Here is a 16,144-nt window from a genome sequence, read left to right on the forward strand (position 1 = left end):
TGTCACAGCGCTTCCACCTCTACTTTGTTTCTTCCCGATTCTTTTGCCCTGTAAAGCGCTTTGTCCGCCCTTCTGAACATGGAGTCCAGCGGTTCGCGTTCATCCGCTTTGGCTGCCACGCCGATACTGATCGTCATGGGACGGTCCAGACCGAAATCCGTCCCGGCCACGCAGACCCTCAATCTCTCGGAAATAGCCAGAGCTTCATCAATGGATAATTCGTTGAGCAGAACCACGAATTCTTCCCCGCCCCATCGATAGCAACTGTCCGATTCACGGATCATCGATGAGAGGATAGAGGAAAATTGAACCAGTACGTCGTCGCCTTTTTCATGGCCGAAATCATCATTCACCTTCTTAAAAAAATCGAGATCGATTTCCATGAGAACATTGATCCCTTCCAGTCCGGGATGCCTGAAGGAGTTTTCGAGTTTTCTCCGATTCAGCAAACCGGTCAGTGTATCGGTGGAAGCGATTTTTTCGAGGCTGACGGAGTTTTCAATTTCGCGGTCTATTATCTGCGAAAGAAAATTCATGGATAGCGTAATAAAAAGAGAACCGAATATCGCCTCGGCTGTTTCGACTACCGATCCCTCGCTGAGAACGCCCTTACCGGCCAATATCATAACATAGGGGATTCGCATGACAATCAGCAAATTGAAAAGGAAATACCCCAGATAGAGCTGATACTTGCGCACATGAATCGAGGTGGCAACAATCAGAGCAAGGGATATATGGATATAGAATACAAATGCTTCGGCTACAAAAAAATACTCCAGAGCTTTAAGAAATCCCGCTGCCAGCAGCGCCGTCGTCACAAAATGGATATGCCCTTTCCGGAGGAAAATAAAGAGAAAAGCGATAAAACCATAATAGATAATTGTACTGATAACCCCGGCCTGCGTAAAATTTCCCGTAATCCCGTCTATTATAAAGGCGGGAATAATGTAGAGAACGAGACAGGCCATAAAGAAGGCCGTATAGCGTGCTTTCTTTCTTTCATATTCGGGTTTCGGTGAGTATACATCCGTAACCAGATCAAAATAGTTTTTCAGCAGTTTCTCCTTTAAAGGCTTCCTATTATAGAGATCTTTATTCCTTGACTCAACAGACGGGCGGGCATACCATTCTTTTAGATGAATAAAGGGATTAACTCAACAAGCCGTTTTCTTAAATTTATATTTTACAGCTTTCTTCTGCCACTGTTTCTTATATTTCTTATGGCGTCCATGCCTCTTATAATAGGAAACAGTGACGGGCGGGTAAGGTTCCGTTTTCTCTACTTGCTGCTGACAAAGGATTATCTGAAAGGTCTTTTCGACGGTTCCTCTTTTATATTCAATGTAGGACAGTTTCAGTGGCATGCCTTCAAGGAACTTCCCCCTTATTTTCTGGTAACACTCTTCTATGCGGGAATTTCTTCATTAATCGGAGTCGCAGCGGGATTTCCCATTGGAATTCTCAGGTTTAAGAAGCTCAATTCTCCGTCGCAGAGCATTCTGACATTTATAGGATCCATTCCCGATTTCTTCATTATTCTTCTGCTTCAGCTCACTGCCATTTATTTTATGAAGTTTACGGGAAGGCGGCTCGCCAAGATCGCCATGACCAACGAGCTGCCCGTACTGCTTCCTCTCATTGCCATGAGTCTCTATCCAGTCGTTTATGTAACCAAACAAGTGAGCCGCGCCGCCTTTGAAATCAGCAGCAATGATTACATTCAGTTTGCCAGAGCGAAAGGCATTACCAGAAGAAAAACCTTTATCCTCCACCTCATTCCGGCCCTCCTTCCCGGGCTTGCAGCTGATTCCACAAAAGTGGCCATGCTGGTTCTGGCCAATGTCTTCATAGCGGAGAATCTCTTTTTCATAAAGGGCATAACCCACGTGATGATCCATTTCTCCTTTCAGAGCGGCGGAGGATATCAATTCGATTTCGTCGTGACCTGTCTGCTCTATATATTTGCGATCTACCAGATTATCAATCTGCTTCTCCGTCTTCTGATCAGGGGGGCAGCTTCGGCCAGGAGGTTTCTGTGAACCTGGAATTCAGATTCGGCATAGCCCTGCTCCTGATATTAATCCTCATAGCCATATTCGGCCCCCGTTTCGCCCCTTACGATCCCGAATTTTCTGAATCTGTCAGAACCGTCGTCGTGGACGGCCGTAACGAATACATCTTTGCCCCGGAACTGCCCGGCAAACGGCATCCTCTGGGAACCGACAAAGACGGGTATGATTTCCTGACCATGATTCTCTACGGTGCCAAATATACAATCGGCGCTTGCTTCCTCATTGCGCTTTTGAGAATTGTTCCCGGACTGGTCTGGGGTATAGCTGCGGGAATGAAAAAACCTAACTCGCGAAAAATGGAATCGGCCGGGGCGATCCCCGCTTTCGTCATCCTTTTTTTCATCCTGGCCGGTATGACTTTCAACACAACAATCAGCACGGGGAAACTGTTCTTTATCCAGACATCGATGATCGCTCTAATAGGAATCCCCGGTGTGATCGCCGCCATACAGGAGAAAACCTGGCTTCAGACACAGGAAACCTATATCGAAGCGGCCCGTTCCTGCGGTGCAGGAGGATTCCGAATCGCTCTGCGCCATATTTTCCCCCATTTGCGCGGCACCACCTTTACGGTTTTCATGACCGAAGTTATAAGCTCTCTGAATCTGATTGGCCAGCTGGCAATTTTTTCGATATTTCTGGGGGGCACAATTGCAACAGAAAGTCCACCTCTGCTACATTCCGCCACAAATGAATGGATGGGCATTATCGCTCTGACTAAAAACTCCATAAACAACCGGCCCTGGATGCTTTTTGTCCCGATGACCGCCTATCTGCTCATTCTCATTTCCCTGAACCTCATCCTCCACGGGATTGAAAAATATTACGGTGAAAAATATGGCAAAACTCCCTTCCTTTAAAATTACCTGCCTTGTCAGTCTTTTTATCCTCTTTTTTTTCTCCTGTTCACAATTAAGGGAAATTGAGCAGGCCGAATGCGCTTTAGCTGAAATTGATTTCACCCTGGATAACAATCTGGAAACCTACAGCGGAACCATGAAGTTCCACGGCACGAATGATCAGCCTGCGCAATTGGAGAGCATCGGATTCTTTCTTCTGCCCGAAAGGACCGGAGGCAACCTGGAGATCAGTAAGGTTTCCACCGAACAGTCGGAACCGCAGTGGAAGGTTGAAAATTCCATTTTGTCCATACATTTTACCCAGCCGATACAGCCGGGAGGAAATTATGATGTGCAACTGGCGTTCTCGGGATCGATCCCCCGGACATTAAAACTACCGGGAATCTTCTTCAGAACCGATAACACAGTGGCGCTCGGCCATTTCTACCCCATGCCCATTCCCCTGGACGGTCAGGGTTCCTTCGCTCCTGTTGAGCCTTCCTCCCACGGTGATCCCATAGAATCCATACTCAGCCGCTTCGATGTTGCGTTTCAAGCGCCTTCCCGCCTCAGATTTGCCGCCAGCGGACCGGTTATCAGGGAATCAGAAACAGGAGACCGGATAAACTGCAGGGTATCCACCGGTCCGGTCCGGGATTTTTACCTCCTTGGTTCCGCCGAATGGGATATGGTGACCAAAGTTCATGAGGGGATTAGAATTTCCTCATGGTATCCCGAAGGGAAAATGCAGCAGGGCATAGACTCTCTTTATGCAATGGAAGAGGCTCTGAAGATATTTGAGAAGCATCTGGGGCCCTATCCCTACAATACACTCAGCATTGTCAGCGGACCTCTGGGACCACAGGCCGGCGGAATGGAATATCCGGGAATCATCGTCCTCAATGACAATTATTACACAAATGAAGATTCCCATGCGCTACAGATCGTCATAGCCCACGAAATCGGTCATCAGTGGTTTTACAACCTCGTCGGGAACGACCCCGTCATGGAACCCTGGCTGGACGAAAGCTTTGCCCAGTACGCCACCTGGCTCTATTTCAACAAGCTTTACGGCGAACGAGCGGGGAATTCCATGATCACTTCATTTCAAAACCGCTGGACCCGGGTCAGGAAAGCCCCTATTCCCCTGAACCTGAGTGTCCATGAGTACGAAGGGAAGGAATACGGCGCCATCCCTTATGGAAAAGGACCGCTTTTCCTCTTTACCCTCAGAAGTTACTTCGGAGAAGAGCTTTTTGAACAGTTTATCCTCGATTACCAGAGAACCTTCCGCTGGGACAGGATGGATACGGAAAAGCTACGGGATTATATGTACGGCTATTTCGGAGAGAAAGGGGATGATCTTTTCAGAGAGTGGGTTTACGGAGAAACGTGACAACCGGTCTTTCACAGGTTATGATGAAAGAGAGGCTTACAAGAATGAATTACATTAAGGGAAAAGAAACATTAAGTGAGTTGGCGACAACTTATCCCTTCATCGTTGATATATTGAATCAATACCATCTGGATTACACGTTCAAAGGCGGCATAACTCTGAAAGACGCCGTTGAAAGAGCCGGACTGAGTTACGAGAACGTGACGGCCGATATAAATCTGGCAATAGACGAGTATATTGTGACGAAACCCGAAGTCATCTATTGGGAGAACGAACCCATCGATAAAATAATCGATCATATAGAAAAAAAGCACCACCGTTTTATGGAAAAGACCATAGAGGAAATAAGGAGCCTTTTCGATTCGCTTGAACTGACACCGGAACTGGAATCCCTGGAAAAAATCTTCGATGAGCTGCAGGAGGAAATCCTCTCCCATCAGCGTCAGGAAGAAATGGAATTGTTTCCTCTCCTGAAAGAATACAGCGGAAACCGCAGCGCGGAAATAAGGCATAAGTGCGTCGACTACATGGAACGGGCCATGGATGAACACGACAGAACGGGACAGGTTCTGAAAGATATCAACAGAATGACTGATCACTTCATGCAGCCTGTCGATGCCACAGCTGAATTGAAAGAACTCTATGCCAGGATGGATGCACTGGAAAAGGATACTTTTCTCCACATTCATATGGAAAACAGCATACTTTTTAAAATGATTTGAGGATTTATGATAAAAAATATTATTTTCGATCTCGGCAACGTTCTCATAGATTTTCAACCATACAGCTATCTGGTTTCTCAGGGATGCTCAACCGCTGAAGCTGATTTCCTTTATGAAGAAATATTCCGGAGCGCCGAGTGGGTCGAACTGGACCGGGGGACGATATCAGCGAAACAGGCAATAGAAGCCATAAAGAAGAGGAATCCCGGGCAGGAAATTCTCATTGACCGCTTCAGCGATTTTATGCCCATTCTCACGCAGATTGAAGAGAATACAGTGCTTCTCGATGACTTAAAATCGGAGGGATACCGGCTATTCTATCTGACCAATTACCACGAAGAGCTGTTTTCCAGAACTAAAGAAGCCTATTCATTTTTCGATCATTTCGAAGGCGGCGTCGTTTCGGCTCATGTGAAGAAAATCAAACCGGATCCCGAAATATTCACGATTCTTCTGGGGAAACACAATCTGATCCCTGAAGAGACGCTTTTTATCGATGATTCGCTGGCCAATGCCGAGGCGGCGGAAAAGCTGGGGATGGAAGTGATTCATCTGGAAAAACCGGAAATGCTCAAGGAAGAGCTGAACTCCAGGCTTTCGGCAGAAGAATAACAATAAAAGAGTAACATTTATTCTCTCTTTCAGGGTTAAACAGATATACCTGAAACAGGAGAGACAAAAATATGACCTATCTGAAAATCTCAAGCGCTATACTTCTTCTTTTAATATTGCTGAGCGGCTGCGCCTTATTCGGCATACGGGGATCGGGATATCTTGTAACAAACACCTACGCTCTGGATAATTTCACTTCAGTCAGTGTTGACTCCACTTGCGATGTCAAAGTGATGAGGGGAGATTATTTCACCGTTCAGATTACGGTTGACGATAATATCCTGCCCTATGTCGAAACCTATGTCAGCGGCAATATTCTTCATATAGAACTGGCATCCGGCTACAGTTACCAGAGTATGGATTTCAGCGCTACGGTCGTTTTGCCGCAGTTGACTTACCTTGAAGTGGATGGCGTTTCATCAGCTGAGGTATCGGGATTTTCCAGTACGGGGACCTTCCGCGCCGTAATCGAGGGGGTGAGCAGCGCGGAAATCGATTTCATCAGTTCACAGGATATGAGCTGCGAGGTAAAGGGAACCAGTTATCTGAAAATAACGTCACTCAGCTCAATAGGGAATTTGAACCTTGTATGCGATGGCGTGAGCACGGCGGATCTTCGGGGCGTGGCAATGACAGGCGGGACTGTCCTGGTGGACGGCGTGAGCGATGCCTACATCAATGCTTCGGGATGGCTCAATGGCAATGTAGCCGGCTTATCGACACTGTATTATACAGGCAGTCCGAATCTCGGAAGCCTGGTCATCAGCGGCGGTTCTTCGCTTAATCACCTCTGATTCTATAAGGCTCCGGGTTTGCCCGGGCCTTTTCATGAAAGTCCTTCAGACCATTTGGACCGATGGGCTACTCCTTTTTTCCAGGATCATATTGATAAATAATCCCCCCAGCACCAGAATGACACCGAAAAGCCTGTTCAGCGGCAGAGTTCCCGCAACTATCAGATCTGAAAGAATACCCGTCACTGCCTGACCGGCGAACAGAAGGATCGACGCATAGATAACGGGAATCTCCGGGAGGATTCTGTTGCTACCCGCAACGATCAGAACACCGAGAAAGCCGCCGCCGAAAATAAAAATGGGATGAACCATGTTAAAAGCATTCAAAAGCGGCTCGGGTGACGGCCTTAGAATGATCAGAACCAAAAGCGAACCTGCCAAACCGGCCAGATAATTCCTTCGTACCCCCCGGAAAGTCCCTATGAGAAGAGACAATCGGCTGTTGATAATCATGGATAAAATAACGAAGGTCCCGGCAGTTAGAGCCATAATGACAGGAATGACATCGCCTTTCCAGCTATCGGTCATGACAACTGCGCCGGCCAGGAGAAAGAAAAGCCCGGTAAGCTTTCTTTTTTTAAAAGGATATTTCTCCATTCCCAGAAAACCGGTCGAATCGGCAATCATGGAAGCGATTGTCTGGCCGATAATTCCCAGAGAAAGTGTCAGGGACGCTCCGAGCTGATCGAAACAGTAATTATTGAACAGAACAAGCAGAACACCGAAAAGCCCGCCCGTATTGAGGTAAAAAGGTACCTTCTCCCGGCTCTTTTTCTCCCCGGATATTAACAGAATAATCGATACCATCAACAGACCTGAAAGATGGATAACCGGTAGAGAGAGAAGATTCCCGATATGCGAAGAGAGAATTCCGTTGGAAATTACCATAAAAGCGATAAACACCCCGACCAGCGAGGCTGCGGCTTTGTACATGGGCTGTGAACTCCTTGAACTGAAGCGGACCCGTACCGAAATCAGGAGCTAACTGCAGGATACGGGCGGCTTCATTGACTGATTAATAGAACATCTCCTACAATTCAATTAGGACATATGTCCCATTTTCGAGAAAAAGAGGGTAATTTTGAACGAACAGGTGAATATCAGCTTTTATCTGAACCGCTACGGATTGAATTCTCTTCTCCCAGCAGAAGTGGTAGAGGATCTGAAAGTTTTCCGGTACAAAGCGGGAGAGCACGTTGTCCGCAGCGACGAATATCTGGAATACCTCTATTTCTTTGTGGAGGGAAAAGGAAAAGTCTATTCCCTTCAGGAAAACGGGAAATCTCTACTGGTCAGGTTTTACACTCCCCCCGATGTGATTGGCGATGTAGAGCTCTTCTCCGACAGGCGTTCGGTCTGTAACCTCCAGGCGATCAGCGAAGTCACCTGCCTGGCCATTGAAATGAAAAAAATGCAGCTGGCCTGCCGGAACAATCCCTCCCTTCTGGAATACTTCTGCCGCAGCCTCAGCGGAAAACTGCAGAATTTCAATATCTCCAGCGCCATCAACCTCACCTATCCCCTGGAAAACCGCCTGGCCAGCTATCTCATCGCCATCTCGGAAAAAGGAGAAGATGAGACGACCGTCGACAGAATCTATACGGATAACCTGACCGAACTGGCCGATCTGCTTGGCACAAGCTATCGCCATCTGACCAGAACGATAAGAGATTTTACGGAACGGGGAATCATAGAGAAAAAGAACAGGCGGATTGAAATTAGAGACTACAGGCGATTGAAGGAAATGGCCCGGGAAATCTATACTTAAGGAATATGAAGCGATTATTGATTTTTTTTATATCCCTACCACTCTTCGCAGGCGATTTCGACCTGAAACCTGTTATTCTGGACCGTAATTACGAACACGACCGGTGGGTGACCGAACCGAAGGATCAGCTTTTCGAATTTGCCGCCTACACCGTCTCCTTTGACGGCCCTGATGACAATAACGGCGATGAAGTGAGTGATTTATGGGGCATAGCGGAATGGGTCTCCTATGAGATAAAACGGCTTGAGACCGATCATCCCCTGGAAGACCGCCCCTCATGGAAAAGCGACCGGAACCTGTATGAGGCGGGAATTGCCCCGAAAGACGATACCTACGCCGTATCGGGAGTCAGGGATCTTAAGGAAGTTAAAACCGATTACCGTTTTGTCCGGGGGCATCTCTGCCCGAAAGACACGGCCGAGAGAATCAGCGCCGACGCGGCTTACAATACTCATACGGTGCTCAATGCCGTACCGCAGCTCCAATGGCAGAACAACGGCATCTGGAAAACGCTGGAACAGGATGCCAATGAATGGGCGGACCGTTACGGCAGGATCTGGGTGATCACCGGGCCGGTTTTCTTCAACAGAACGCCGGCCCTCTGGCTCGGTCAGGACAATGAAAAAAAAGCCGCCGTACCCGATGCGCTGTTTAAAATCATCATCAAAGAAAACAACTACATGATCGATACCCTCACTTTTCTCATTCCCAACATCCTGCCCAAAGAGGAAAAGGAACCGGCTGACTTTCTGACGGATCTGAACCGGATTGAAGATTTAACAGGCCTGACCTTTTTCGTTTTCACCAATAAGGACAGGATCAACCAGCAACTCGACGGGGAGATAAACTGGTGATAAACCGCCCCCTCTGCGGATATTGCAAACGCCCCGTGACTGACCAGTATTTCAGAGACTACTGGGGGAACATGTACTGCGCCGTTCATCTGAACCGGGAACCGCAATGCGACTACTGCGGACGGCTGATCTCCCGGGAGCTGACGAAAGGCGGCATGACCTACAGCGACGGCCGGAGAATTTGCGGATTGTGCAAGGCTACCTCCGTTGATAAAGAGGATAAGGGGTTGAGGCTTCTTCAGCTTGTTCACGATGTACTGGCTTTTCAGGGTATTGAGATATCTCCCTTCAAACCGGAATTTTATCTGATCGACAGAAGCCGCCTGAAAAAACTGGGATCGAAATCGGAAACAAGAGGATTCGCCCGGTATACGAAAGAGACAGTCAACGGGAAGGTGACGGATTTCAGGCTGATGATTTATATCCTGAAAGGAATGCCGGAATCGTCCTTTATTTCCGCCTGCGCCCATGAGCTGATGCATATCTGGTTTTACAGCCGGGGGCTTACGGGACTGTCACCCAGACTGGAGGAAGGAAGCTGTAATTATGCGGCCTATCTGATTCTGAAGACTTTGAACTCACCGGAAGCGGCTTATCGGATTCATGAGCTGATGGAGGACAGAAGTCCGGTTTACGGGAAGGGGTTTCAGAAGGTGTTGAAAATGGTTGAGGGGCATGGGGTGCCGTATTGGCTGGAGTACCTACAGAAACGCTAGGAAACCACGCTGGTTTTACCGGAACGGTCCTTTTTGTTTTCTTCCCCTTTAATCTGAGCCTTTAGAATTTTTCCGGAACTGTTTTTCGGAAATGAATCTCTGAATTCTATGTAAGCCGGCTGGCTGATAGCGGGGACTCTTTTCTTTAAATGATTACGAATTTGTTCTTTACCATTCCAATCTTTTTTTCTGGGAATAATAAGAGCCAGGATCGCTTCTCCAGTCAAAGGATCATCAACACCGACAACAGCAGTCTCGACAACATCTTCCAGTTCCAGAATGGCATCTTCAATCTCTTTAATCCCGACCCTGAATCCTTTTACTTTAATCATCTCCTTTGAACGTCCGACTACATAGAAAAAACCATCTTCATCAACTTTGCCGAGGTCTCCCGTGTAATACATTCCGTGTCTGAGAACTTTGGCTGTTTCTTCGGGATCACGCCAGTAGCCTATCATGATATTTGACCCCCGGGCCGTAATCTCCCCGACTTCGCCGGGAGGAAGCTCATTCCCCTCAGAATCACAAACCAGCAATTCTACATTATCCACGGGTTTTCCGATCGATCCCCGCCGTTCAAAAAGATATTCCGGTTCAAGATAGGACAACCGGGGAGCCGCTTCCGTTGCTCCGTACATAATGTACAACTGCGCCGGAGAAAAAGCCTTGACGACCTCTTCCTGGACCACAGGAGCCATAGAGCCTCCCGCCTGGGTTACATAACGGAGAGATGAGAAATTTCTCTCTCGAACTGTTGATCGGTTCAGAAGAATCATGTATGTGGAAGGGACTCCCGAAAAGCCTGTTACTTCCAGCTCCTCCATTGTATCCAGTACCTTGTTTGGAAAAACAAAGCGGTTGTCTATAACGACCGAAGCTTCTTTTAATACATGGGTCAATAGGAGAGATTTACCGTAAATGTATGTGAACGGCAGAATGACCATCATCCGGTCATTTCCGGTCATATGCAAGTAGGAACTGATGGCTTTCATATTGGTAACAAGATTCAGATGGGTCAGCATGACACCTTTCGGCTTTCCCGTGCTTCCGGACGTGTAGACAATCTCCGCCAGATCAATATCGATTGTGCGGGGAAATTCTCTCCTAACAGATGCAAACTCCAATTCGGAATACCTTTTATACAGGATTCTCCCATTTTCCGGGACTGTTCCTGTATTTTCTTCAAGAAGGATTGCTCTCAGGGACGTAAGCTCTTCTGTGGTCTGATTCACAATCTTCATAAATCGTGTCTGGGTGATAAGAATCCGAGCTTCCGAATCATTGATCTGATACTGCAATCTATCAACTGTCGCATCAGTACTGATTCCTACAACAACTCCGCCCGCCTTGAGAATAGCGAAATAGGAGGCAACATAAAAATGGGAATTCTCCAGGAGAAGAGCCACCCTATCGCCCTTTCGAAACTCCTGATTCAGAAGAAAAGAAGCAATGCGATCGGTAGCATCTCCCAACTGACGATATGTCATCCATTCGTCTTTGTACCAAACGGCATCCTTTTCCGGGGAATTAATTGCGGCATAATTAAGTAGATCGTGAACCTGCATTGAGAACTCCTTATGTCTTTTTTATGATACAGGGATTCCTCTTTTTTTACCTCACTAAAATTTTCCCAATTGTCTTTAAGGCTTTACCTTTAGTAATACTTTATCATTACTTATTTAATCTTATTTATTCTAATATTATTGTTTTATAATACTTAAGTGCTATATTTTCCAATTATTAGCTATTGGAGGGGGATAGATGCCAAAAATTAAAATGAAATATTTTTTGCAATTTAGCACTTTTGGTCTAATGCTTTTTTTTGCTTTCTCATGTGCTATGCCAACAATTACACGACTCTCAACTGATCCGGAAACCGACACAGTAAAACAAATAATCCGGTCAAGCTCCGAAATTACCCTGGAATGGGATTATTATCCGGGAACTGCAGCTTCATACAATCTTTACTATAAAACCCATGGAGACACTTCATGGAACAGCCTGAACTCTATGTCATCGGAAACACTGTCATTTACAGTATTATTTTCTCAACTTGGCTCTGGAAGCTGGGATTTCGGAGTCTCTGCGGTAGATTTTGAAGGGAATGAATCGGAGATACACTCCAGTCTCGATGATACAGCTGAACCTGAGACCGGATGATACCTCACATGGGAAGAAGGTTGATTTTATTCAGCTCCTGAATAGTTTAATGCCGTTGCAATAGAAATCATTGTAGTAATCAGCCCCAATCCCGTCGCAATAGCCGGAAAATACTGATTAAAATTATAGAGAAAATCATTGGAAATGGCATTGATTGTATCTCCGGGTTCAATGGAATCTAATTCACTCTTCCGAGATCCGGTTGAATCGGTGATGATAACTTTACCGTTTTTATTGCGTAGATTATCAAATCCACCTGCCTGGTTAACATAATAGATATAATCAGCATTTGGATTATAGGGAAAAGGTCCTGGAAAATTGGCAGCGCCGGTAACATAAACAAGTGGCCTGTTTACAGGAATGATAATTTGATCGAAGGGCTCAAGCAGAACATCATCTTCTATATCGTAATTATAGATAAGCCGTTCCATATTGACTGCAATCGGTACTCCGTCCCTGAGAATATATCCATTCCTCAGTGAAGCAAACGGAGCAAATGAATCACGGAGAGAATCCAGAATATCATACAGAGTCTCTCCCAGGCTTATGGGATAGGATATGCGGTCATATTCTTCTATTTGATCGATAGTATCGACACCAAGAGTCTGAAGAACTTCGGAATTTAATATCCCGCCTTCCACATAAACAACAGGCTGAACCCTGATAATTGAAGGAACCGTGACAATATCCCCATTATGGAACTCGAACTCGCGGCTATAGTCCTCACGATTAATGAAGAAAGTACTGGGATGGTTTCCAGTAAACCGGTCAATACGAATTCTTTCCGCATTGGCCATGGGAGTGAAACCGCCTGTATAACGTTCAACGTGATCTATTGTATCGGAATCGAGAAGCTGATAAACACCGGGCTTATATACCTCTCCCCTCATTTCAATTTCTCTATGAATACGATTGATGATTATTGTATCATCTGGACGAATCGTCGGATTCTGAGCAAGGTCTCCCTGATTCAAGGCCAGTAGAAGATCGTAGGAGTTCGTAACCCCATCCCTGGAGAGAATCTGTATGTCCCGGACTGAAGAATAGTCACCGAGAATACCGTCGAGAACTTCGCTCAAACGGGACAATCCCCAGGCTGTAACATATCGGGATTCAGGGATTTCACCTCTTACGGGGACCTGAAAAACACCGACAGATATAATATTCAACGAGGGAAGACTGCGGGGATAGGCATCGGCAATTTTCTGTTCGATAACAGGCTTAAGCTGAGCAAAAGTCATACCGGAAGCATTAAGCTTACCGAAAATAGTCATATTGATTGTATAATCGCTTTCAACAAGAAGAATATTGGAGACTGTTTCACCGGCAAGCAGGAATGTTAATTCATAAACATCACCAGGGGTGACAGGATATTGACGATTGGAAATGGCCAGCTGAAGATTTTCAGCAGTCTCCGGAACTGCACTCAAAGGCAGAACAGCCTGGGGAATGTATTGTGTTTGACTTACTCCGTTGTCAGGTTCTCCTGCTCCCGGCATGGTAAACTGCTGAGCCCAGAGAAAAGTACTGATTGTAAAAATGAGTAATGGTATAAGTTTTTTCATGCTTCCCCTGTCAAAATTTTTCTGTTTTTAGGATCGTTAATTATTTTTTTTAAATATTCAATAATTAGAGCCAGTGCGATCATGGCAATAAAAGCACCGGCTGTAACCTGTATGCACATCTTTCCCCGACTGGGACCGATTTTCTCTTCGGGAACTTCGGCGTATTCTAATACCGTAAAAGCACCGGCATCGGCAGCGACAAGTTTTGTCACTTCATAACGCTCAGAAAGTGTCTGGTAGAGCTGGGTTTTCAGTTCCAGTTCGGCCGTTAAGTGAGAAAATGTCAAAGAAAGCTGGGGAAGTTCCGCTAGGGATGGCATGGTCCGTCCGTCACTGCTGGTATAACCCGATTCAATCCGGCGGATCTGGGTAATGACATTGTCCCTCTGGTTTTTAAGAGAAGTAAGCGCCGGATCTTCAATCGTGGAGTACTCGGAATAGGAGCGAATCTGCAACTCGATCTGGTTAAGGGATGTTCTGAGATCGGTGAGCATAGTGGATTGAGCTTCGGCAATTTCACGGATGTCGAGAACACCGTGCTCCAGTTGAAAAGTTTCAATATCAGCCTCAACATTCTTAATATCCTGAGAAAGCTCTTCGAGTTTCTCTTCCATTAGAGATAGTTCATTTGATCTTACGGAAATATTCTGTTCCAGGAACCACTGCTCAAGCAACTCGATTTCATAATTAACTACTTCCGAAGCAAAGAAAGGATCTGTAGCACTATAAGAAATGACCAGAGCTCCGGAATCATCATAAAAAGTATTCTGGGAACTATTCCGGAAAATAGTCCTGGACCGGTTTTTAATATTTTCTTCGATATTATATTTTTCGATCATACCAAAATGATCAATAACTTCATCAATGAACGAACGGCTGTTTATGATATGCATGGCCAGCTGGGAAGGAGAAGAACCGGCTCCGGATGAATCGATCCCGAAAGCCGACAGCATGGCAGACATATTTATTTCACTGCCCCCTTCCTGGAAAAGGACAACTCCCGAAGCCTGGTAAACATTGGGCATAGGGCTGACTTCTGCCGGCAGCTTTAGCGACACCATGGCAAAGGCGACAACAGCAACAGCTGCAACCGATGTGCCGGTAATAATCAAGACTTTATATTTGAGTAGGAGCATGACATATTTAAGTATTGTCTGTATAAAGGTTTTCTCTTCCGGGTTTTCGATCACTTGAGGCTGTTCCATAGTATGATACTATATTCAAATGCAAGAAGTTGTCCAGTCGGATATTTTTGAGTTGAAATCTTAACCCCCATAGAGTATTCTGAGAGTAATATGGCCATCGACAGTAATACTTATCCGAACACCAGGGTCTTTATTATAGGACCTTTAACTTTACAGAATGAATTTCTACTCTATGTAATTAAAAAAGAGATAGGTATAGAATGCACTATATATGACCAGGAGCTTAACTCGTTTCCTGCCAATCTGAAAATCGACAACATAACATATGACGAAAAAATGCTCATCCTGATTGACAGTGAACATCAGAGTTTCGAAGAAATCCAGAAGAGCATTGTCACCAATGAAAAGCTTTCCAAATGCCTGATAGCCCTTTTTAATCTCCATGAAAGCGCTGGTGTAGAAAAGAAAGCTCTAGCACGCCGGATCAGAGGTTTTTTCTATAAAGATGATCATTTTGAAGTATTCCTTAAAGGTATACGATTCATTCTGAACGGTGAAATTTGGATTTCCCGGGAAATCCTTCTCAAATATGTATTTGACAGCCTGGAAGAAAAGCAGGATGCTATCGCTGAAAAAACATCTCTGACTCCCCGGGAGATTGAAATCCTGACTCTTGTCAGTATGGGGTCTTCTAATGAAGAGATATCCAACAAGATTTGTATAAGCACAAATACAGTAAAGACACATATGTACAATATCTTTAAGAAGATAAATGTGCAGAATCGTTTGCAGGCTGCTTTATGGGCAGCTACGAATCTATAATAACTACTTTCCCTAATCCTTCCCTTCTCACCCATAAATAGATGATGAATATAAGTACTATTCTGCCAATACCGCTTAAATATAAGATTTTCATGAATAATTTCTATCTCATCCTCAATTTCATGACTCAGTAGTAACAGGTAATACCGGAGTACTACTCCAAGCTAGTGCTTTTGTCGATAGAAACATCTGAAATTTCATACTGCAACCTCATTTACGACAATGCAGACAAGTCGTAAAGTGTGTACAAGAGCAAAACTATGTACGGTGTAGAAAAAAGACAACAGGAGAGATACTCACTACGCGCCCCCGTTCAACTTCGTAAAGAAGACGGGTCAGTTCGTATCACCGACGGGTTTCTCACAAAAGACATCTCGTCCAAAGGTGTCTGTATCGAGTCCAACGATCCATCTCTTCTGCCGGGGGAAAAAGTCCACCTGGAAGTCACACTGACAATAGATAAACTCAGGGAGCTATTTGACTGTTCGGAAAAAATCATTCTGAAGGTTGATGGATCCGTTGTTCGCTCAAAGAATGAAGGAGTGGCGATAGAGTTCGATAGAAAGTACTCTATTTTCCCCGAAATCCTGCGAGCTAATTGAGGCAGCATGTTCCGGCAGCGCCTCGATTCACCGATTTGTTTCATTGGACCTTCAGCAGGGATGCTGGAGCATTGGAG

17 protein-coding genes are annotated in these 16,144 nt (G+C 45.6%); 12 read left to right on the forward strand and 5 right to left on the reverse strand.

Annotated features, from left to right (window positions below; translation table 11 throughout):
• Window positions 1-2 precede the first annotated feature (2 nt).
• Window positions 3-968 carry a GGDEF domain-containing protein gene (locus tag HNR50_RS04385; protein ID WP_184744214.1) on the reverse strand — a complete coding sequence of 322 codons (966 nt, stop codon included), beginning with the start codon at window positions 966-968 and terminating at the stop codon, window positions 3-5.
• 168 nt (window positions 969-1,136) lie between these two features.
• Here HNR50_RS04385 and HNR50_RS04390 point away from each other — a divergent pair, with 168 nt between their 5' ends.
• From HNR50_RS04390 to HNR50_RS04415, 6 genes are all read left to right on the forward strand, one after another.
• Window positions 1,137-2,039, forward strand: a complete 903-nt coding sequence (locus HNR50_RS04390) for an ABC transporter permease subunit (protein WP_184744216.1) — start codon at window positions 1,137-1,139, stop codon at window positions 2,037-2,039.
• Entirely contained in the window at window positions 2,036-2,932 is an 897-nt protein-coding gene (locus HNR50_RS04395; RefSeq protein ID WP_184744218.1) for an ABC transporter permease subunit, read from the forward strand. The genes HNR50_RS04390 and HNR50_RS04395 overlap by 4 nt, the downstream gene beginning before the upstream one ends.
• Complete coding sequence (locus HNR50_RS04400) at window positions 2,910-4,307, forward strand: M1 family aminopeptidase (protein WP_184744220.1); 1,398 nt, start codon at window positions 2,910-2,912, stop codon at window positions 4,305-4,307. Before HNR50_RS04395 ends, HNR50_RS04400 begins: the two co-directional genes overlap by 23 nt.
• Entirely contained in the window at window positions 4,286-5,029 is a 744-nt protein-coding gene (locus HNR50_RS22550; protein WP_184744222.1) for a hemerythrin domain-containing protein, read from the forward strand. Before HNR50_RS04400 ends, HNR50_RS22550 begins: the two co-directional genes overlap by 22 nt.
• Before the next feature lie 6 nt (window positions 5,030-5,035).
• On the forward strand, window positions 5,036-5,641 hold the full coding sequence (locus HNR50_RS04410; protein WP_184744224.1) for an HAD family hydrolase: 606 nt from the start codon (window positions 5,036-5,038) through the stop codon (window positions 5,639-5,641).
• 71 nt (window positions 5,642-5,712) lie between these two features.
• A complete protein-coding gene (locus HNR50_RS04415; protein WP_184744226.1) occupies window positions 5,713-6,435 on the forward strand; it encodes a GIN domain-containing protein in 723 nt (240 codons plus the stop codon).
• A 45-nt stretch (window positions 6,436-6,480) separates the two neighbouring features.
• On the opposite strand, the gene HNR50_RS04420 is transcribed toward HNR50_RS04415, so the two are convergent.
• Complete coding sequence (locus HNR50_RS04420; protein ID WP_184744228.1) at window positions 6,481-7,368, reverse strand: DMT family transporter; 888 nt, start codon at window positions 7,366-7,368, stop codon at window positions 6,481-6,483.
• Between the two features lie 148 nt (window positions 7,369-7,516).
• Here HNR50_RS04420 and HNR50_RS04425 point away from each other — a divergent pair, with 148 nt between their 5' ends.
• From HNR50_RS04425 to HNR50_RS22685, 3 genes are read left to right on the forward strand one after another with little or no spacing between them, the layout of a single operon-like run.
• The gene (locus HNR50_RS04425; protein ID WP_184744230.1) at window positions 7,517-8,203 is read left to right on the forward strand and encodes a Crp/Fnr family transcriptional regulator; all 687 of its coding nucleotides are present in this window, start codon (window positions 7,517-7,519) and stop codon (window positions 8,201-8,203) included.
• Between the two features lie 5 nt (window positions 8,204-8,208).
• Window positions 8,209-9,057 carry a DNA/RNA non-specific endonuclease gene (locus tag HNR50_RS04430; protein ID WP_184744232.1) on the forward strand — a complete coding sequence of 283 codons (849 nt, stop codon included), beginning with the start codon at window positions 8,209-8,211 and terminating at the stop codon, window positions 9,055-9,057.
• Window positions 9,054-9,773 (forward strand): protein DA1, encoded by a 720-nt coding sequence (locus tag HNR50_RS22685; protein WP_184744234.1) that lies wholly within the window; start codon window positions 9,054-9,056, stop codon window positions 9,771-9,773. The genes HNR50_RS04430 and HNR50_RS22685 overlap by 4 nt, the downstream gene beginning before the upstream one ends.
• Here HNR50_RS22685 and HNR50_RS04440 read toward each other — a convergent pair.
• Window positions 9,770-11,338: a class I adenylate-forming enzyme family protein gene (locus HNR50_RS04440; RefSeq protein WP_184744237.1), complete on the reverse strand. Its 1,569-nt coding sequence runs from the start codon at window positions 11,336-11,338 to the stop codon at window positions 9,770-9,772. The two genes, HNR50_RS22685 and HNR50_RS04440, sit on opposite strands and share 4 nt — an antisense overlap.
• Before the next feature lie 196 nt (window positions 11,339-11,534).
• Between HNR50_RS04440 and HNR50_RS04445 the strand changes: the two genes are divergently transcribed.
• A complete protein-coding gene (locus tag HNR50_RS04445) occupies window positions 11,535-11,933 on the forward strand; it encodes a hypothetical protein (RefSeq protein WP_184744239.1) in 399 nt (132 codons plus the stop codon).
• Between the two features lie 26 nt (window positions 11,934-11,959).
• On the opposite strand, the gene HNR50_RS04450 is transcribed toward HNR50_RS04445, so the two are convergent.
• Both HNR50_RS04450 and HNR50_RS04455 read right to left on the reverse strand, forming a co-directional pair.
• Window positions 11,960-13,498: a polysaccharide biosynthesis/export family protein gene (locus HNR50_RS04450; protein WP_184744241.1), complete on the reverse strand. Its 1,539-nt coding sequence runs from the start codon at window positions 13,496-13,498 to the stop codon at window positions 11,960-11,962.
• A complete protein-coding gene (locus HNR50_RS04455; RefSeq protein WP_184744244.1) occupies window positions 13,495-14,703 on the reverse strand; it encodes a GumC family protein in 1,209 nt (402 codons plus the stop codon). Before HNR50_RS04455 ends, HNR50_RS04450 begins: the two co-directional genes overlap by 4 nt.
• Before the next feature lie 90 nt (window positions 14,704-14,793).
• On the opposite strand from HNR50_RS04455, the gene HNR50_RS04460 reads away from it, so the two are divergent.
• Both HNR50_RS04460 and HNR50_RS04465 read left to right on the forward strand, forming a co-directional pair.
• Window positions 14,794-15,465: a response regulator transcription factor gene (locus tag HNR50_RS04460; protein WP_184744246.1), complete on the forward strand. Its 672-nt coding sequence runs from the start codon at window positions 14,794-14,796 to the stop codon at window positions 15,463-15,465.
• Window positions 15,466-15,725: 260 nt separating this feature from the next.
• On the forward strand, window positions 15,726-16,067 hold the full coding sequence (locus tag HNR50_RS04465) for a PilZ domain-containing protein (RefSeq protein WP_184744248.1): 342 nt from the start codon (window positions 15,726-15,728) through the stop codon (window positions 16,065-16,067).
• The last annotated feature ends 77 nt before the right edge of the window (window positions 16,068-16,144 follow it).

The organism is Spirochaeta isovalerica (assembly GCF_014207565.1).
Lineage (GTDB): Bacteria > Spirochaetota > Spirochaetia > DSM-2461 > DSM-2461 > Spirochaeta_F > Spirochaeta_F isovalerica.